The following is a 17,993-nucleotide window of genomic DNA, read 5'->3' as shown; positions in this document are numbered from 1 at the left end:
TCCCTTTAGTGCGTGCCTTCGTAGGCTTCTTCACCCTCTCCAAGGCTGTCCTTGTCGAGGTATTTGTTTTCGCTGCCCTGGCCTTCGACAAACTCGAGGTATGAGCGGTAGAAGAAAGCGATGGCGTGCAGGAACACGAGGCCCGCAAACAGCACCAGCAGGATCTTGAACAGGAAGTAGGCATTGAACCCGTTGGGGCTGAAGCCGATGGTTTCCACATTCCAGCGCAGGGCGCGGGACTTCATCACCAGCCGGTCGAGGCTGTCCGAGGCCGAGGGCTTCGGCACGATCAGGTGGCGCCACAGGAAGAACCAGCCGTACATCCAGGTCAGCACCGCGGCGGGCATCATGAACAGCAAGGAGCCGACCATGTCGACCACGCGCTTGGCGCGGAAGCTGATGCCGGAATAGATCAGATCCACCCGCACATGGCCGCCCTGAACGAATGTGTATGTCACACAAAGGCAGACGACCAAGGCATTGTAAAACTTCAGCTCTTCAGCAAACCAGCTGATGTCCTGGCTGAACGGGATGCCAAAGCCGAAACTGATGTCGGGCCGGGCAAACACACGCTGCATGAAGACAATGATGATCTGTTGCAAGACCATCAGAAGGCCGGCCCAGGCGAAGAAGCGGCCGACGGTGTTGGCCATCCCTTCCAGCCCGCGGACCATGCCCCACATGACGTTGCGGAAATACAGGCCGATGGCGGTCAGCACCAGGAAGGCGGTGAAGACGACAAAGAAGAACTCCACCGAGCCGCCATAGTAGACAAAGCGCATGACCGAGGCCTTGTCGGACCAATCAAGCCAAAGCTGCGGATGGGTGACGGCATAGCCGAAATTGTAAAAGGCGCCGGCGATGTTCTGGATCAGCCAGACAAGCCCGCCCCAGATTGCGCCAAAGAAGGTGATGCCACTCTCTTCCTGCATGTTTCCCCCGGGAAGATTGCTGCGAAGCTGCCGCTAGCGGGTTGGGCGCGCGACGTCTGCCGGCCGTCCCGCTGTTTCAGCAACTGCATGTGGATCCCCCGCGCGGCGGCGGAGGATCCGATTGATGCCATTCAGGCAGATTAGCCCAGGACGCGGTCGCGCTGAACGCGGTAGGCGCCTTCGGATTTGGTGATCCAGCCCGAGGAGGCCTTCATCGAGGCTTCGACGCTGCTGCGGATTTTCGCAAACAGTTCGTCGCCCATGAACTCGTCCAGGGTTTCCTTGGTGGCCGCACCGAAGGCATCCCAGACGCTGTCCGGGAACTCCAGGGTTTTCACGCCGCCGGACTGCAGGCGCTGCAGCGCTGCACCGTTGTTGTTCATGAACTGCGCCAGGCTCCACTGGTGGCCGGCACCGGATGCGGTTTCGATGATCTTCTGATGCGCCGGCGACAGGCTGTCGAACACATCGCGGTTGGTGGCAACCGACAGCGCCGCGCCCGGCTCGTGGAAGCCCGCGGTGTAGTAGGTCTTGGTGATTTCCTGGAAACCGGCTTTTTCATCCGCCCAGGGGCCGATCCACTCGGTGCCGTCGATCGCGCCGGAGGACAGCGCCTGATAGACTTCGGAACCCGGAATGTTCTGCACCGAGGCGCCCAGTTTGCCCAGCGCCTTGCCGCCCAGGCCCGGCATCCGGAACTTCAGGCCGTTGAAATCTTCCGGGCCTTTGATTTCCTTGTTGTACCAGCCGCCGGCCTGCGGGCCGGTGTTGCCGCCGATGAACGACTTCAGGCCGAAAATCTGGCCCAACTCGTCATGCAGCGCATGGCCGTCGCCGTGGTAATACCAGTTGGTCAGCTCCTGCGGCGTCATGCCAAAGGGCACGGCGGTGAAATAGGCATAGCCGGGGTGCTGGCTGACGAAATAATAATCAGCAGCGTGGTACATGTCGGCCTGGCCGGCGGTCACGGCGTCGAACACTTCGAACGCGCCTACCAGCTCGCCTGCGGCTTTCAGGTCGATGGTCAGGTCGCCATCGGACATGGCGGTGATGGTGTCGGCGACGTACTGTGCGGAATCATGCACACCCGCCAGACCGCGGCCCCAGGTGGTGACCATGGTCAGGGTGCGCTTGCCCTGGGCATAGGCCGGTGCCGCCAGGGTGCTTGCTGCTGCTGCGGTTCCGCCCAGCGCGGAAGTCCTCAAGAAAGAACGGCGATCCATTAATTATTCCTCCCATTATCAATTCGGATTGCCCGGAAGGTCCCCCCGGGCGGATCGGTTCGAGTGCGGCCAGCCTAGCGGCGATGAATTTTATGTGAATACCTAGTACTGCGTAGAACGGAACGTTTTTGAGGGCATTCGCCGCAAAGTTCCTGCATTCCCGGCGCGAAGCTGCAAAGGCGAACTCCCGCCTTAAGAGCAAATGCTGCCTGCCGATGTGATTCCTCTGGGCGGCTGCAAAATGATTCGGTACAAGAATCTGACCAATTCCGGGGGCCTGCTGATGCGCCTGTTCCAATCCCTACTGCGCCCGACCTATGCGCAGAAACTCTCGCTTTTGATGACCCTGCCGCTGATCGTGGCGGGCACCGCGATTGCGGTGCTGGTGGGGTTTCAGTCGCGCAGCCTGGCCGAGCGCGAGATCCAGGCGCTGGAACTGCAGCTTCTGGAGGCCAAGAAAGCGGAGCTGCGTAACTACGTGACCCAGGCGCGCAACGGTTTTGCCCATATCTATGGGCTGGCGGCGCCCGATGATGCCCTGGCCAAGGAGCAGGTGACCCAGATCCTCAGCGCGATGATCTACGGCAAGGACGGGTTCTTCTTTGTCTATGACTACGACGGCACCAATCTGGTCAGCCCGCGGCAGACAGAATTCATCAACCGCAACTGGGCGGGCCTGACCGACAGCGCCGGGGTGCCGGTGGTGGATCAGTTCATCCGCCTCGCCCGTAACGGTGCGGGCTGGCATACGTTCACCTGGGAAAAGCCTTCGACCGGGGAAGAGGCGCAGATGATTGCCTATGTGCTGGGACTGCAGGACTGGCAGTGGGCAATCGGCACCGGGGTCTTCATCGACGATGTACTCGCCACCGTAGCGGCCTCGCGCGCCGAAGTAGAGGCACGGGTGCAGCGCACATTCATCTATATCGGCGGCATCACATTGGTGTCGCTGGGGCTGGTCTTTGCATCTGGTATGTTTCTGAACATCCGCGAACGGAGGCTGGCGGATGCAAAGCTGAAGGAGCTGACCCAGCGGGTCTTCGACGCCCAGGAGGAGGAGCGCGGCCGGGTTGCCCGCGAGCTGCACGACGGCATCAGTCAGCTGCTGGTGGGCGTGCGCTATGCGCTGGACAACACCCGCCGCCGCCTGTCGCGCGGCGATGGCGAGGGGGCGGCAGCACCCCTGGAGAAAGGCACCGAGAACCTGCTGACCGCCATCACCGAGGTGCGCCGGATCAGCCGTGACTTGCGCCCCGGCGTACTGGACGATCTGGGGCTTGGCCCGGCGCTGAAGGCGCTGACCGATGATTTTGCCGCCCGCACGGGGATTGTGACCGAGTTTTCCACGGTGGTGTTCCGCAACCGGCTGGATCAGGACGCCAAGATCGCGCTGTACCGGATTGCCCAGGAGGCGCTGACCAATATCGAACGCCATGCCGGGGCCAGCAAGGTCAGCATCGACTTGCGCGGCCACACCAAAGGCGCCACCATGCGGATCACCGACAATGGCCGTGGATTGCCGCCGCGCGATGCGCGCTCGGGGCCGGGGATCGGGTTGCGCAACATGCAGGAGCGGATTGAGCAGCTTGACGGCACCCTTCGCATTCTGTCATCACGTGGCACCCAAAGCGGCACGGTGATCGAGGCAAGCCTGCCTCTGAGCCATCTGCTGCCGCCTGGGGAAGAGGGTACGCCTGTGCAATTGCCGTGACCGGGGAGGATGCGGCGGCTTGCAGGCCTCTCAACTGATGGAAAGCTGCCTTGTGGGGGATGATGGCTGATCCGGTGAAAGTTCTGATTGTGGATGACCACCCGATGGTCGCCGAGGGCATCCAGTCGATCCTGGAAAGCTATGACGATATCGAGGTCGTCGGCTCCTTGACTGATGGGAGCCACGCGGTGGAGCAGATGGGCCGCCTGGCGCCGGATGTGGTGCTGATGGACCTGAACATGCCCAATCTTGGCGGCCTGAGTGCGACCGAGATCATTCTGGAGCAGCACCCCGGCACCCGCATCCTGATCTTGTCGATGCATGACAGTGCGGAATACATTTCAACCGCACTCAGCCACGGCGCCATGGGTTATATCCTGAAAGATGTGCCGACGGAGGAAATCAAACAGGCCATCGACGCGGTGATGCAGGGCAAGACATACTTATGCACTGGCGCTGCCGGCTCTTTGAAGCCCAAGGACGGAGACAGCCGCGAGGCGCTGACCGGGCGCGAACAAACAATTTTGCTTGAGCTGGCACAGGGAAAATCCAACAAGGAGGTCGCTCAGGCGCTTGATATCTCTGTCAGAACCGTCGAGACACATCGCAAGAACATCAAACGCAAGCTGGGCATATCCTCAACCGCCGGGCTGACCCGATACGCGCTGGAACACGGCGTGCTGCAGGGAACTGGCGCCGGGTTCTGACCGCTCTCCCAGAAACTTCTTTGTGAATGGCAACGCCTGCCCTAGCCTTTCGGGCCTAGGAGCCGCGCCATGACTTTTGCCAAACCCCCGATCCCACCCGAAACCCAGGCCAAATGGCAGCGGGTGGTCGATCTGGTGGCGGAGCTCACGGATGTGCCCGCCGCGCTGATCATGGCGACCGTGGATCTGGATCATCGGGTCAAGGTTTCGAACTCCGCTGACAACAATCCCTACTATCCGGGCCGCAAGTACCACCTGAATGAAAAGCTCTATTGCTTCGGTGTGTTCGAGGCCGATGGCGAACTGGTGGTCGAGGACGCCCAGTGCGACCCCCGCTGGCAGGACAATGAGGACATGGAGCACGCCATGTCTTTCTACATCGGCTATCCGATCAAATGGCCGGACGGCGAGGTTTACGGCACCATCTGCGTGCTGGACACACGGCGCAACAAGCGGGCGCTGATGTTCCGTAAAGGGCTGCAAGAGTTTTGCCGGGTGGTTGAGGGCGATCTGGCACTGCTGCTGGAAGTGGCGCAACGCAAGCAGGCCCAGGCGGAGCTGCGCGAGACCGTGCGGGCGCGCGAAGACACAATCAAACGCCGCACCACTGCGCTGGAGGATGCCAATACCGCGCTGCGCGTGCTGATCGACAATGTCGAAGCCTCGCGCCACGAGACCGAGCAGCAGATCGTGCAGCAGATCAAGGGGATGGTGCTGCCATATGTGGCCAAGCTGCGGCATCTGGATGCGGACCGGGAGTTGCAAAGCGCCTATTTGCAGATGGTTGAGGACAACCTGAAGAACATTACCTCAAGCCTGTCCTCCAAGCTGGCCGAGACACTGGAGCAGCTGACGCCTGCGGAGACCGAGATCATGCAACTGATCATGATGGGCCGCACCACCAAGGAGATCGCAGCCACCCTGGGGCGCGAGACCAGCACCATCGACTTTCACCGCAATAACATCCGCCAGAAGCTGGGCCTCAGCCGGCGCGAGAACCTGCGCCAGCATCTGATTGCGCTGAGCACGGCGGAGTAGCCGTTACCTAAGGCTGTTCAGCAGTGCCTGCGACGGATCGCCGGTTGCGGGCAAGCTGCGGCTGGACTGGTAGGCGCTGATCGCAGCACGGCTTTTCGGGCCCAGCACCCCATCAGCACCGCCGGTATCGAACCCTTTGGCCGTCAGGCGGTTTTGCAACAGGATGCGGTCGTCCTTGGTCAGCCCGTATTTGTCTGGCGGAAAGCTGGCGCGCAGCGGCCCGCCGCCGGCAATGCGGTCGGCCAGATGGCCCACACCGATCGCGTAGGAATCCGAGTTGTTATAACGCTTGATCGCGTTGAAGTTTCCAGTGACCAGGAACTTCGGCCCGCCTGCCTGCGGCTCCAGGGCACGTCCTGCGGGGGTGCCCGGTGCTCCGGCCTCGCCGCCCCATTTCTGCCCGCGGGCCCAGCCGTTGCGCTGCAGATAAGCAGCGGTGGAGGCCAGCGCGTCGCTGGGATCCTCCGACCAGATGTCGCGACGCCCGTCGCCGGTGAAATCCACTGCAAAGGCCTGATAGGAGGTTGGGATGAACTGGGTGTGCCCCATGGCGCCGGCCCAGCTGCCGGTCATGCGGGCGGCGGTGATGTCACCGTTTTGCAGGATCTTCAGAGCGGCAATCAACTGCTTTTCAAAGAACGCCCCGCGCCGCCCGTCATAGGCCAGCGTCGAGGTGGCCGAGATCACCGGCACATTGCCGCGGCGCTCGCCATAGAAACTTTCCAGTCCCCAGATCGCGCAGATGATTTCCGCATCGACGCCGTAAGCGCGTTCCAGCGCCCGCAGGGTGGCGCCATGGCGGGCAAAGGCGGCGCGGCCCTTGGACAGGCGCTCATCCGAGACGGCGATGGAGAGGTAATCCTCCAGCGTGCGCTTGAATTCGGTCTGATTGCGGTCGCGTTTGACGACGCCGGAAAGATAGCCAGCACCGCGGAAGGCGGCACGCAGGGTGGACCCCGAAATGCCGCGCGCCTCTGCCCGTGTGCGGAAGGAGGCTACCCAGGCGTCATAACCCGCATTTGGTGCGGGACGCAGGTCAGCCGGAAGGCCAGAAGTCCCGCTGGGCCCGCTGACCGAGGGCACTGTGCTGCTGCAGGCAGTAAGCCCTGCAGCAGCAAGACCAAATCCAAAGTGACGCCGTGTGATGCTCATGCCGCTGCCCGCTTTTTGTGATTGCTCTGCGCCCCGGATACATGGGGTCTGTTACCGGACAAGCTGCCAGAAACCGGAGGGAGCGCCAAGGCCCGGAATTCCGCCACAGCAAAGACCTGCCGCCATGTCCTTTCGCTCGATTGCGGGGGCGTTCCCCATATTACCCCCATAATCTTCCGGGGCACCCCTTGGCGTATTCCCTGCCTAACCTGTTGGCATCGCTGCAGCCAGCGGCGGACGGAACAACAAAACAGGGAGTTGAGACCAATGGACGGGAAGAAGAATCTGAAACCGGCACGGCTAGACGGGCGTTTGGACGATTTGGCATCGGGGCTGTCGCGGCGCAGCTTTTTCATGGCAGCAGGCGCTGCTGGCGTGGGGTCGGCGGCCAGCCTGCTGGGCAGCACCAGCGCGCAGGCGCAATCCACCGATTGGCTGCAGCCCGGCAACAACAATCATGTGGTAGACTTGCAGAACGCAGGCTCATTCGCGGACGGCGAAGTGAAGATCGACTTTTACGGCCATTGCGCATTCAAAATCACTTCACCCGGCGGGGCGTCAATCCTGTTTGACCCCTGGCGGGATGATCCGTCGGGCGCGTGGGGGCTGTGGTTCAAGCAGAAATTCCCGGAGACACTGGTGGATATCACGATGTCCACCCACACCCACTTCGATCACGACGCCATCGACCGGCCGCAATCGACCATGGTGCTGGACCGGATGGTGGGCACGTTTGAATTCGCCGACCTGAAGATCACCGGCTACGCCGACAAACATGCCTGCGTGGCGCCGGGCTGGTATCCTTGGACCGATGCACTTGCCGAGTTCGGTGTCGAGGCCTGCCCGCCCAACAATCCCGGCCATATGGATATGGTGACATATGTGGTGGAAACCGGCGGCATACGCACGCTGATCTGGGGCGACAACCGGCCCGACCCCGCGGATGGGTTCTGGGACGCCATTGGCCAGATTGACGTGCTGACCCTGCCGGTGGACGGCTCGGAACACATCCTGTCTTATGAACAGGCCAATGCACTGGTTGAGCGGATCCAGCCCAAGGTGGTGATCCCCACCCACTACCTGTCCGAGACAACCACCTATACGCTGTCGACCTTGCAGCCCGCCGATGCCTGGGTGAAGGATCAGAAAAGCTTCAAGATGCTGGACAGTGCATCGCTGTCGCTGGCCGCGGCGGACGTGCAGGGCATGGACAAGGAGTTCCTCTATTTCGGGCACAACGCGCTGACGGAGTAATCCTCGGCATTGCCGCAACAATGTTGTGCCCGGCTGGCCGGGCGCTCCCCCCCAGAGCGCCCGGCATCGGCCCTTTGCCAATTCACCCCGATGCGAACCGCTGCCGCGGAAAACCTGCCCCGGCTAAGATCTCCCAGATCTTCTGTTCCAGGTCCGGCGCACCGATCTCCAGGCAATTGCGCCGGAAGTACCAAGTCATAAACTGCGCGTAGCCGCCGGTGCAGGCCAATGCGCGTTCCAGCGCGGCAGCAAATCGGCCCGGCCGGGTAATAGTTTCCGCCATGTGGTGAAGATCCGAGCTGCCATAGAGAATGGCAGGCGTGCGGTGCAGGAACCCTTCGACGGCAACACCCGAATTCACCGAAACCGAAACACAGCTTACGGCCAGGATATCATGTATGTTTGCCTGGGTGAGGATGACACGGGAGTTCTGCCGGGCGATCTCCAGCAGGGCTGATAAACTTTCGACATCTGCTGTCAGCGGATGCGGTTTAACCAGAACCGCCCGGTCTCCGGCACCGTCCAGAACATCATGCAATATGCCCAGATCACTGAATTGGGTGGCGCCGGTCTCACGCGGGTAGCTGCCCTGAAAGAAGACCGCGACCGCACCTGCAGGAAGGCTTGTATGTTCCTGCTCCTGCCCGTGGCGGGACCGCCGCTGATCCTTGAAATTCTGCTGCAGCCGCCCATAGAAACGCTTGGCGTATTGGAACGGAACCATGTCTGACCGGAACGGGCGGCTGCCAATCGAGCTCAAACTGCGGATCCCCTTGGGATCAAGATGCCAGAATCCCGGCAAATAGGCGGGGGCCGCATTCAGCACATTGGGCATATACACATGCCGGTCATCAATGATGTGCAGGTTGCCGTCCTCGAACCTGCTGTCGGTGACTTGCCGGGTGCCGATCCGGATATCAGCGTCCCGGACCCGCCATTCCGTCTCCGCGCCGGCATCCGCAATCATCCGCTCGATCACCCGGTAAAGATCAAAGCCCCGGTTTGAGGAAATCTTGCCTATTTGCCGCTGTTTCAGGTGAAAAATGACCTTCGGCAAATGTTGGTTTCCTTTGGCGGCAAAAGCGATGACCTGCCGCAGTTGTGCAGCCCTTGCCGCCAAAGGGTCAAGCAGCAATCAATCCCGCAACGCGTCGGCGCGCAGGCCTTCACGCTCGTAATGGCGCGGCAGCACCCGGCCATACAGCTGTTTGGTCCGCTCAACCCCGCCGCACATGCCTTCTTTCTCGACAAAGGAGAAGATACCAACATAGCGCCTGCGCGGGCCTTCGACCGGGGCGACCCGGTGCAGCGAATATCGGCCGCGGAAAATCTGCAGGTCGCCGGGCTGCAGCACCAGTTTGCGCACAAGGGGGGAGCCGCCCGCCAGCACCCGCGCCACCCCGTCATAATTCTCATCCGCGGGGGTGCGCAGCATCGGGGCATATTCGAAATCTCCGCCCGCCTCGCCGTTCTGGATCGCCAGTGTCACCGTGTAATTGTTGGTGTCGAAATGCCAGGGAAAGCCCTGCCCCTCCTCAACCATATTGATGATCACATCGGCCAGCGGGTCGTCATAGCGGAAAAAGCGGTCCTCTGGCTCCCCCAGGGCTGTGCGGATGAAGGGCATGAAGCCGGAAAACTCATAAATTGCCCGCAGCGGGCTGTCCGCGCCGAAATTGTCCGCAGGAATAAAGGCATTGGAGCGGTCATAGAATTGGCGCACCGGGTGGCCTTGCGGCAGCGTAGTGTCATCCTTGCTGAAATATGCATTGGTCCGGCTGAAGGATTTATGGCCGTTCTCGGCAACCCCCTCGGCTTCGGCCGCCAGCCTTGCAATACCATCCTGATGCACAAACCCCGGCAGCACCGCACAGCCATCGGCTCCCAGATCGCGCTGCAGATCCGCAATCAGCCGCGCATAAGCTTCGGAGCCAGGCCGGTCGATCGGATACCGCCCCAAATCGACCAGATCAGAAAGTTGAACCATATTTGCATCCTTCCCTGTGAACTCTTTTGAGTTGAGCTTGCCTGCGGAAAACCCGCTGATCTGGCATAATCGGGACACCGGCGTGCCGGTTTTGAACGATTCCGCATCACTGTGGCCCCCTGCATTCCCGGAAATGTCGCCGCACCCAGGGTTGCGAGCAAGAAAATGTCTCTGCACAGCGCTTTTTTGATACCTTTGGCGGTTGACGCCCCTGTCCAGCGCCCATAATGTCGCCCGCAACGCAAGAAGGAGCCTGTGGCCGTGACCACCCTAGTCGTAATCGTAGGAACCAAGCGCATGGGCCGGTAACGGTAAACCATAATCGAACCCATGCGCCTCCGACTTGAAATCGGGGGCTTTTTTTATGCGTAACGGACGATGCCGCCAATTGGAGCAAAAAGCAGATGACACGTGAAATGACCGGCGCAAAGATGGTTGTCCAAGCCCTGAAAGATCAGGGTGTGGACGTGGTCTTCGGATACCCAGGCGGCGCCGTGCTGCCGATCTATGACGAGATCTTTCTGCAAAATGACATCCGCCACGTGCTGGTGCGGCACGAGCAGGGTGCGGTCCACGCCGCCGAGGGCTATGCCCGCTCCACCGGCAAGCCCGGCGTTGTCCTGGTGACCTCCGGCCCCGGCGCCACCAATGCGGTCACCGGCCTCACCGACGCGCTGCTCGACTCGATCCCGATCGTGGTTCTGACCGGCCAGGTACCGACCTTCATGATCGGCTCGGACGCGTTCCAGGAGGCCGATACCGTCGGCATCACCCGCCCCTGCACCAAGCACAACTGGCTGGTAAAGGACACCGACGCGCTGGCCGGCACTTTGCATGAAGCATTTCATGTCGCCACCTCGGGCCGCCCGGGTCCGGTGCTGGTCGACATTCCGAAGGACGTGCAGTTTGCAAACGGCACCTACAACGGACCTAAGCCCGCTGCCTCCCACTACCAGCCGCAGGTCAAAGGCGATATGGAGGAGATCACCGAACTGGTTGCAGCTCTTGAGACCGCCAAACGCCCTGTGTTCTATACTGGCGGCGGTGTGATCAACTCCGGCAATGCCGCCAGCCAATTGCTGCGCGAGCTGGTGGACGGCACCGGCATTCCGGTGACCTCGACCCTGATGGGGCTGGGCGCCTATCCGGCCTCGGGCAAGAACTGGCTGGGGATGCTGGGGATGCACGGGCTGTACGAGGCCAACATGGCGATGCACGGCTGCGACCTGATGATCAACATCGGCGCCCGCTTTGACGACCGGATCACCGGACGCCTCGACGCCTTCAGCCCGAAGTCGAAAAAAGCGCATATCGACATCGACCCGTCGTCGATCAACAAAGTGATCCGGGTCGACATTCCGATTGTCGGCGACGTGGCGCATGTTCTGGAAGACATCCTGAAGGTCTGGAAATCACGCGGCCGCAAGGTGAACCGCGAGGCGCTGGCCAAATGGCACAAGCAGATCGACGAATGGCGTGCGGTGAACTGCCTGAACTTCAAGAATTCGGAAAAAACCATCAAGCCGCAATACGCGCTGCAGCGTTTGGAAGAGCTGACCAAGGGCCATGACCGTTATATCACCACCGAGGTGGGCCAGCACCAGATGTGGGCGGCGCAGTATCTGAACTTTGACGATCCGAACCGCTGGATGACCTCGGGCGGGCTTGGCACCATGGGATATGGTTTTCCGGCCTCAATCGGCGCGCAGATGGCGCATCCGGATGCGCTGGTGATCAACGTCGCGGGGGAAGCATCGTGGCTGATGAACATGCAGGAAATGGGCACCGCGGTGCAATTCCGCCTGCCGGTGAAACAGTTCATCCTGAACAACGAACGCCTGGGCATGGTGCGCCAGTGGCAGGAACTGCTGCACGGCGAACGTTACAGCCACTCCTGGTCCGAAGCGCTGCCTGATTTTGTGAAACTGGCCGAGGCCTTTGGCGCCAAGGGTATCTGCGTCAGCGATCCCAGGGACCTGGACGATGCGATCATGGAGATGATCGAATACGACGGGCCGGTGATCTTCGACTGCTTGGTCGAGAAGCACGAGAACTGCTTCCCGATGATCCCGTCGGGCAAGGCGCACAACGAGATGCTGCTGGGCGAGGCCGATACACAAGGTGTTATTCAGGCCGGCGGCGCAGTGCTGGTGTAACCGCGGCAGCGCCGCAAATTTCTTCAAAGAAATTTGCCAGGAAAATTCGAATTTTCCTGGCAGCGACATACGAGAGGAAGACCACGAATGTCTGCCCTGCATATTAAAAAAGGCTCCACCCGCCACTCCGCCTACAACCTGCGCCCGACGTTTTCGGATGTGCAGGAGCGGCACACAATTGCGGTGCTGGTGGAAAACGAACCCGGTGTTCTAGCCCGCGTCATCGGGTTGTTCTCGGGCCGCGGTTACAACATCGAAAGCCTGACAGTGGCAGAGGTGGACCATACCGGCCACCTATCGCGGATCACGATTGTCACCACTGGCACGCCGCAGGTGATTGAACAGATCAAGGCGCAGCTGGGCCGGATCGTTTCCGTTCGCGATGTGCATGACCTGACTGTTGAAGGCGAGGCTGTGGAGCGCGAGCTGGCGATCCTCAAGGTCGCCGGTGAAGGCGAAAAACGCGTCGAAGCGCTGCGGCTGGCGGATATCTTCCGCGCCAATGTGGTTGACAGCACGCTGAACAGCTTTGTTTTCGAGATCACCGGCGCTCCGGAGAAGATCGACGCCTTTGCCGATCTGATGCGCCCGCTTGGCCTGTCCGAGATTGCCCGCACCGGCGTCGCTGCGCTGCTGCGCGGCAATTGACTCTGCAGCCGGCCCGCGGACGGGCCGGCAGTATCAGCCCCGGCTTACATGAAGCGGCGCCGCAACGCGCCGCTTTTTCACAGATTGCTGCGGAAAGGGAACTACAGTTCCGTTTTCCTGCCCGGCATCCGCCGCTTCGGCGCCGCGGCTTGCCGCCGCACACAGCCGGTCCGCCAGGCCCGGGCTGCCCTGTTCCAGCATTACCGCAAGATTTTCCGCAATCCTGCAACTGCCGCTCAAAGTTAATTCAAACTCAACCCAATCGCCTGGATTCAGTTCCTGGAAGTCTTCCCCTGGCTTTTTAGTGTAAAAAGCCAGGTCACCCTGATCATCGCACCAAATAACGGCTTTGTTCAGGGATTCATCACTCCACAAAACGACTCCAATCATACCAGTCCTCGCATTGCCGCATTCCAATTCTGAAACAATTGAGGTGACGCCAACATGGTAAAATACGCGCTGCGCTATTGCATTTTGTGTCGGCTTGACTAGCCTTGTGACGTGAACTAGCAACAGATGTGACGCCAAACAGGCTCAACACTGCGCAGTCCTTTGCCAACCTCTCGCATAAGGCGTTGCCAGATAGTGCTAAAGTACCGCAATCAGCCACGCCATCAGAGGCAATGATGACCAGCCATACCCGATCCCCCGCCGATCTGAGAAACATGTTTGGCGCCAATTTGCGTCAACTGTCACGGCAATATCCGTCGATTTCGGAACTGTCACGGCAGCTGGGGATCAACCGGACCCAATTCAACCGGTATCTGTCCGGCGAGAGCTTTCCGCGCCCGGACGTTCTGGACCGCATCTGCCAGTTTTTCGAAGTGGATGCCCGCATTCTGCTCGACCCGGTGGAAAAGCTGTCAAAAACCGGCCAGGTCATCAACGGCGCCTTTCTCGCCGATTTCCTGGGCCGCGGCGTCCAGCAGCTGCGGGAAGAGTTTTTCCCGTCCGGTTTCTACCGCTTTACCCGCCGCAGTTTCATCAATGACGACAAATTCGTCATTGGTCTGGTCTATGTGTTCCGCGACGCAGGTGTGACATACATAAAAGGCTTTGAGGCCAAGGAGGCGATGCAAAGCCAGGGCCTGCCCGCCAGTCCCGGTGTCCGCGAATTCCGCGGCTACATCAGCGGACACGAGGACGGCGTCGCCTTTGTTATCGCCCGCCGCAATGCAATGACCTATTCCTTCAACTACCTGGCCCGGGTGGCCTCGCTGGAGAATAATTTCTGGTCCGGATATGTCGCCCGCACTGTCCGGGAAAACGAAACCGGCGAGCGGGTGACACGGATGGTCTATGAACATCTGGGCCGCGACACCAAACAGGTTCTGGCGGCGGCACGCAGTGCAGGGTTCGCCAATGAGGCGGAGCTTCTGCCCTTTCACCAGCGGCTGCTGCACACTGGCCAGCCCTTTCGCTGACCCTATTCAGCGGCAGCCTGGCGGTAGATGTGCCACGTGGCGTGGCCAAGCAGCGGCAGCACCAGAAACAGCCCCAGGAACCACGGCAGCAGCGCGGCAAAGGTCACGGCCGCAATCAGGCCGGCCCAGATCATCATCACCAGAAAATTCTGCTGCACATATTGAAAGCTGGTGATCATCGCAGTGACAAAATCCACCTCGCGGTCCAACAGCAGCGGCAGTGAAATCACCGTGATCATGTAAAGCAGCAATGCAAACAGCGCGCCGACTGCGGTGCCGACGGCCAGCATGGCCAGCCCGTTGGCGGACAGGAACACCTCGGCTGAACTGGAGATATTGGTCATCGTGGCATGGCCCATGAACAGGGCAAAAATCATATGGCCAAGGAAAAACCAGAACAGGAACACCACAATGATGATGGCGCAGATTGAAGGCAGCTGACGGCGGCTTTGCTGCAGAACCACGCCAAGGATCCTGCCAACTGCTATTCCCCTGCCCTGTTCCAATCGGTGCGAGACCTCATAGAGGCCCACCGCTGCAAAAGGCCCGATCAGCGGAAAGCCGATCGCTGCAAGAACCAGCCAAAAAGTGGTGCCGGTCTGAAGCGTGATCCAGGCCATGGCCCAGCCTGCCAGCACATAGAAGCCCGCAAAGAACAGCCCATACACAGGTTTCGCCCGGAAGTCCGCCCAACCCCGCCGCAGTGCCTCAAACAGCATCTGCGTCGATATCGGCCGCAGCGGCGGCACCCCAAAGGGCTTTTCGGTGGTCATCGCGGCTTGTCCTCCCATTTGGTGTTAATGCCAGCCTAGCCGCGATTCCGATGTTAAAAAATGCCTTCCGGATGTATATTATCAATTACTCTGCGGGATCAGCCATTCGGCCAAGCCTGCCAGTTCCCACCCCGTGCAAAGGAAAGACGGGCCTTCCGGCCCGCCTTCTGTCCCGGAAAACCCAATGTGCAGTCAGACGAACATAAAATCGTCAGAGGTCAGGCCAAGCCCCGCCTCGCCGTCCAGCCGGATTGTTCCGCCGTCATGTGTGATCAGACGGTCGCTGCCGTCATCTTCGATTACCAGGCTGCCAAAGCCGCCGCTGTGGCCCTTGATTTGCAGGATATTGGTGCCATCCGTGAAATCCCTGACCAGATCATCGCCGCTGCCCGGCGCAAATACAAATGTGTCGGCCCCGCCGCCGCCCTTCAGCGTGTCATTGCCGCCGCCGCCGTTCAACCTATCCGCGCCGCCGCCGCCATTCAGCCTGTCCGCACCGCCGCCGCCGTTCAGCGTATCACCGCCAGCCAGGCCAAACAGCCGGTCATTGCCGCCCTTGCCTGTAAGCAGATTGGCCCCGCCATCCCCGGTCAGCCTGTCTCCCTTCGAGGTGCCGGTCAGATTTTCGATGCTGGTTTCCTGAAAGAACCCGGCGCCCTCCGCATCCAAATCGCCGCCCGGCGCTCCCGGATTCTGCCAGGCGCCACCCGAGTCGAGCGTAAACCGCACACCGGTTGCGAAATTCGAGAAATCAACAGTGTCTCTGCCGCCGCCGCCGTTGATGTTCAGTCCGAAACCGGGATCAGTCTCCGAGACTTTCACGACGTCCTGCCCGCCTCCCAACCGAACCATGCCAGCGCCGCCAGATCCGATTTCAACCGTATCCCTGCCGTCGCCGGCCGAGATCAATTCGACCCATTCCTTGCCGGTGCGGATATTGTCCTTGCCATCCCCGGTGCGGACGATGCCGGCGCCATGTTTGCCAATCACAACGGTGTCGTCGCCGCCCGATGTGCTGAGATATTCAACGCCCCCCTTGCGGACCACGACCTTGTCGTCACCTATGCCGGTTCGAACTGTGCCGGCCCAGCCGGTCCCGATGGTGATCACATCCCCCTTGGCGCGGTCTGCATCACTGCTGCCAAGGCCGGTTTCGATGTTGGACACAAAGGCATTGCCAGTGGTGACGATGTTTTCCTCGGCAAACAGAAAGATGGAAAACGTGCTGCCGTCCTGATTGTTGCCCAGTTTGACCTCGTGTTTCTCCCCGTCCCAGCCGTTGATCTGGCGTATGCGGGTGGAGTCCAGATCCACCACCGAATTGAAACCAACCTCCAGGTAATCAATCCGGCGGCCTGCGCCGCTGTCCATATCAGTGATCGTCGTCAGGTTGTCTTCGGCGTCATTTCCAAACCGCACGATCTTGGCCGTCCATTCCTCGTCCGTAAGTTCAAGGTTCGCGACAAGGCGGTTGTCCGGGTTCCCCTCAAAAACATTGTAGGTATTCATGAACCGGTCGAACCATTTGACGTCAGGTTGACCTTCAAGCCGGGGGATCGCGGTTTCACCGTCAAAGGTCAGATTCAACTCTACCGTGGCCATGGCAAAGTCCTCCTCGTTAAATAGCTGAAATTGTTAAAACGGGGTTTCACTACCGGAAACAATGCCCGGAACTCCCAGGGTTTAGTGTATCATAAGTTGACAGTAAAATGAACGCTCTCGGAAAAAGAGCCTCAGGGCAGGCACCCTGAGGCTCTTCAATTTTTTAGCTCGTGCGCGGTTTCCAGAACCGCTTCCGGTCAGTCCTCGCCCTGCGCCTCCGAGCGGCTTTTGCCGGCGACATTCATCGCCAGCGTTGCGCCCATAAACCCGTCCAGATCGCCATCCAGAACGCCCTTGGTGTCCGAGGTCTCATGGCTGGTGCGCAGGTCTTTCACCATCTGGTAGGGCTGCAGCACGTAAGAGCGGATCTGGTTGCCCCAGCCGGCATCGCCTTTAGCCTCGTGGGCGGCGTTGATCTCGGCATTGCGGCGGTCCAGCTCCTGCTGATACAGGCGGGATTTCAGCGCCTTCATGGCGATGTCGCGGTTCTGGTGCTGCGATTTCTCGGAGGAGGTCACGACAATGCCGGTCGGGATGTGGGTGATCCGCACCGCCGAGTCGGTGGTGTTCACGTGCTGACCGCCCGCGCCCGAGGAGCGGTAGGTATCGACGCGGATATCCGACGGGTTCACGTCGATCTCGATATTGTCGTCCACCACTGGATAGACCCAGACCGAGCTGAAGGAAGTGTGCCGCTTGGCCGCCGAGTCGTAGGGTGAGATCCGTACCAGCCGATGCACGCCGGACTCGGATTTCAGCCAGCCATAGGCGTTGTGGCCGGTGATTTTGTAGGCGGCGGATTTGATGCCCGCCTCGTCGCCTGCGCTTTCGGACTGCAGTTCGACCTTGTAACCCTTCTTCTCGGCCCAGCGGACATACATCCGCGCCAGCATCGAGGCCCAGTCGCAGCTTTCGGTGCCGCCCGCACCTGCATTGATTTCCAGGAAGGTGTCATTGGCATCGGCCTCGCCGTCCAGGAGCGCTTCCAGCTCCTTCTCGGCGGCCTTGTCTTTCAGCGCGCTCAGCGCGGCCTCGGCATCCTTGATGACCTCTTCATCCTCTTCCATCTCGCCCAGTTCGATCAGCTCGATATTGTCGGAAAGGTCCTGCTTGATGCCTTTGTAGGTGTCGATGGCATCCACCAGCGCCTGACGCTCGCGCATCAGTTTCTGGGCTGCGTCGGGATCGTCCCACAGATTCGGATCCTCAACCCGCGCATTGAACTCCTCCAGGCGGAATTCGGCGGTCTCCCAATTCAACCGCTGGGCCAGCAGCTCCAGCGATTTCTCGATGTCCGCCACGATGTTCTGGGTTTCCGCGCGCATGGGGTATCCTTGCAATATCCGGGCAATCTCAGGTCAGGCCTGCGTGATAAACCACCCGTGC

Annotated in this window: 16 protein-coding genes; 7 read left to right on the top strand and 9 right to left on the bottom strand. The window is 60.5% G+C overall.

The window, feature by feature from the left end; translation table 11 throughout:
- Positions 1-5: 5 nt before the first annotated feature.
- The gene (locus tag A2I95_RS17850) at positions 6-932 is read right to left on the bottom strand and encodes a TRAP transporter small permease subunit (RefSeq protein WP_291731730.1); all 927 of its coding nucleotides are present in this window, start codon (positions 930-932) and stop codon (positions 6-8) included.
- A gap of 140 nt (positions 933-1,072) precedes the next feature.
- The gene (locus tag A2I95_RS17845) at positions 1,073-2,155 is read right to left on the bottom strand and encodes a TRAP transporter substrate-binding protein (protein WP_291731728.1); all 1,083 of its coding nucleotides are present in this window, start codon (positions 2,153-2,155) and stop codon (positions 1,073-1,075) included.
- Between the two features lie 283 nt (positions 2,156-2,438).
- Between A2I95_RS17845 and A2I95_RS17840 the strand changes: the two genes are divergently transcribed.
- The 3 genes from A2I95_RS17840 to A2I95_RS17830 all read left to right on the top strand — a co-directional run bounded on the left by A2I95_RS17840 (position 2,439) and on the right by A2I95_RS17830 (position 5,611).
- On the top strand, positions 2,439-3,866 hold the full coding sequence (locus tag A2I95_RS17840; RefSeq protein WP_291731779.1) for a cache domain-containing protein: 1,428 nt from the start codon (positions 2,439-2,441) through the stop codon (positions 3,864-3,866).
- Between the two features lie 62 nt (positions 3,867-3,928).
- Positions 3,929-4,573 carry a response regulator transcription factor gene (locus A2I95_RS17835; protein WP_291731777.1) on the top strand — a complete coding sequence of 215 codons (645 nt, stop codon included), beginning with the start codon at positions 3,929-3,931 and terminating at the stop codon, positions 4,571-4,573.
- 69 nt (positions 4,574-4,642) lie between these two features.
- Positions 4,643-5,611, top strand: coding sequence for a LuxR C-terminal-related transcriptional regulator (locus A2I95_RS17830; RefSeq protein WP_291731725.1), 969 nt, complete (start codon positions 4,643-4,645; stop codon positions 5,609-5,611).
- A gap of 3 nt (positions 5,612-5,614) precedes the next feature.
- Here the strand turns inward: A2I95_RS17830 and A2I95_RS17825 are convergent, their stop codons facing one another.
- Positions 5,615-6,763, bottom strand: coding sequence for a lytic murein transglycosylase (locus A2I95_RS17825; RefSeq protein WP_291731723.1), 1,149 nt, complete (start codon positions 6,761-6,763; stop codon positions 5,615-5,617).
- 267 nt (positions 6,764-7,030) lie between these two features.
- Between A2I95_RS17825 and A2I95_RS17820 the strand changes: the two genes are divergently transcribed.
- Entirely contained in the window at positions 7,031-8,017 is a 987-nt protein-coding gene (locus A2I95_RS17820; protein WP_291731721.1) for an MBL fold metallo-hydrolase, read from the top strand.
- Positions 8,018-8,099: 82 nt separating this feature from the next.
- Here A2I95_RS17820 and A2I95_RS17815 read toward each other — a convergent pair whose 3' ends face one another.
- Positions 8,100-9,074: a hypothetical protein gene (locus tag A2I95_RS17815; RefSeq protein ID WP_291731718.1), complete on the bottom strand. Its 975-nt coding sequence runs from the start codon at positions 9,072-9,074 to the stop codon at positions 8,100-8,102.
- Between the two features lie 78 nt (positions 9,075-9,152).
- Positions 9,153-10,004, bottom strand: a complete 852-nt coding sequence (locus A2I95_RS17810) for a hypothetical protein (protein WP_291731717.1) — start codon at positions 10,002-10,004, stop codon at positions 9,153-9,155.
- Between the two features lie 404 nt (positions 10,005-10,408).
- Here A2I95_RS17810 and A2I95_RS17805 point away from each other — a divergent pair, with 404 nt between their 5' ends.
- Both A2I95_RS17805 and ilvN read left to right on the top strand, forming a co-directional pair.
- The gene (locus tag A2I95_RS17805) at positions 10,409-12,160 is read left to right on the top strand and encodes an acetolactate synthase 3 large subunit (protein ID WP_291731715.1); all 1,752 of its coding nucleotides are present in this window, start codon (positions 10,409-10,411) and stop codon (positions 12,158-12,160) included.
- An 87-nt stretch (positions 12,161-12,247) separates the two neighbouring features.
- Positions 12,248-12,808 carry an acetolactate synthase small subunit gene (ilvN, locus tag A2I95_RS17800; RefSeq protein ID WP_027258541.1) on the top strand — a complete coding sequence of 187 codons (561 nt, stop codon included), beginning with the start codon at positions 12,248-12,250 and terminating at the stop codon, positions 12,806-12,808.
- A 33-nt stretch (positions 12,809-12,841) separates the two neighbouring features.
- Here the strand turns inward: ilvN and A2I95_RS17795 are convergent, their stop codons facing one another.
- Positions 12,842-13,336 (bottom strand): hypothetical protein, encoded by a 495-nt coding sequence (locus A2I95_RS17795; RefSeq protein WP_291731712.1) that lies wholly within the window; start codon positions 13,334-13,336, stop codon positions 12,842-12,844.
- A gap of 98 nt (positions 13,337-13,434) precedes the next feature.
- On the opposite strand from A2I95_RS17795, the gene A2I95_RS17790 reads away from it, so the two are divergent.
- Positions 13,435-14,232 carry a helix-turn-helix transcriptional regulator gene (locus tag A2I95_RS17790; protein ID WP_291731774.1) on the top strand — a complete coding sequence of 266 codons (798 nt, stop codon included), beginning with the start codon at positions 13,435-13,437 and terminating at the stop codon, positions 14,230-14,232.
- Between the two features lie 2 nt (positions 14,233-14,234).
- On the opposite strand, the gene A2I95_RS17785 is transcribed toward A2I95_RS17790, so the two are convergent.
- The 3 genes from A2I95_RS17785 to prfB all read right to left on the bottom strand — a co-directional run bounded on the left by A2I95_RS17785 (position 14,235) and on the right by prfB (position 17,932).
- Entirely contained in the window at positions 14,235-15,005 is a 771-nt protein-coding gene (locus tag A2I95_RS17785; protein WP_291731707.1) for a DUF2189 domain-containing protein, read from the bottom strand.
- A 192-nt stretch (positions 15,006-15,197) separates the two neighbouring features.
- Complete coding sequence (locus A2I95_RS17780) at positions 15,198-16,607, bottom strand: hypothetical protein (protein ID WP_291731704.1); 1,410 nt, start codon at positions 16,605-16,607, stop codon at positions 15,198-15,200.
- A gap of 197 nt (positions 16,608-16,804) precedes the next feature.
- Positions 16,805-17,932: a peptide chain release factor 2 gene (prfB, locus tag A2I95_RS17775; protein WP_291731701.1), complete on the bottom strand. Its 1,128-nt coding sequence runs from the start codon at positions 17,930-17,932 to the stop codon at positions 16,805-16,807.
- Between the last annotated feature and the right edge of the window lie 61 nt (positions 17,933-17,993).

Source organism: Leisingera sp. F5 (genome assembly GCF_001593695.1).
The sequence above is the reverse complement of the archived record's forward strand: the minus strand, read 5'-3'. Positions and strand labels throughout refer to the sequence as shown.

Bases quoted from the DNA above. Each gene is read 5' to 3' on its own strand.
- A2I95_RS17785 (WP_291731707.1), bottom strand. From the start codon at position 15,005: ATGACCACCGAAAAGCCCTTTGGGGTGCCGCCGCTGCGGCCGATATCG.
- A2I95_RS17835 (WP_291731777.1), top strand. From the start codon at position 3,929: ATGGCTGATCCGGTGAAAGTTCTGATTGTGGATGACCACCCGATGGTC.
- A2I95_RS17780 (WP_291731704.1), bottom strand. From the start codon at position 16,607: ATGGCCACGGTAGAGTTGAATCTGACCTTTGACGGTGAAACCGCGATC.
- A2I95_RS17820 (WP_291731721.1), top strand. From the start codon at position 7,031: ATGGACGGGAAGAAGAATCTGAAACCGGCACGGCTAGACGGGCGTTTG.
- A2I95_RS17825 (WP_291731723.1), bottom strand. From the start codon at position 6,763: ATGAGCATCACACGGCGTCACTTTGGATTTGGTCTTGCTGCTGCAGGG.
- A2I95_RS17845 (WP_291731728.1), bottom strand. From the start codon at position 2,155: ATGGATCGCCGTTCTTTCTTGAGGACTTCCGCGCTGGGCGGAACCGCA.
- ilvN (WP_027258541.1), top strand. From the start codon at position 12,248: ATGTCTGCCCTGCATATTAAAAAAGGCTCCACCCGCCACTCCGCCTAC.
- A2I95_RS17830 (WP_291731725.1), top strand. From the start codon at position 4,643: ATGACTTTTGCCAAACCCCCGATCCCACCCGAAACCCAGGCCAAATGG.
- A2I95_RS17790 (WP_291731774.1), top strand. From the start codon at position 13,435: ATGACCAGCCATACCCGATCCCCCGCCGATCTGAGAAACATGTTTGGC.
- prfB (WP_291731701.1), bottom strand. From the start codon at position 17,932: ATGCGCGCGGAAACCCAGAACATCGTGGCGGACATCGAGAAATCGCTG.
- A2I95_RS17850 (WP_291731730.1), bottom strand. From the start codon at position 932: ATGCAGGAAGAGAGTGGCATCACCTTCTTTGGCGCAATCTGGGGCGGG.
- A2I95_RS17840 (WP_291731779.1), top strand. From the start codon at position 2,439: ATGCGCCTGTTCCAATCCCTACTGCGCCCGACCTATGCGCAGAAACTC.
- A2I95_RS17810 (WP_291731717.1), bottom strand. From the start codon at position 10,004: ATGGTTCAACTTTCTGATCTGGTCGATTTGGGGCGGTATCCGATCGAC.
- A2I95_RS17805 (WP_291731715.1), top strand. From the start codon at position 10,409: ATGACACGTGAAATGACCGGCGCAAAGATGGTTGTCCAAGCCCTGAAA.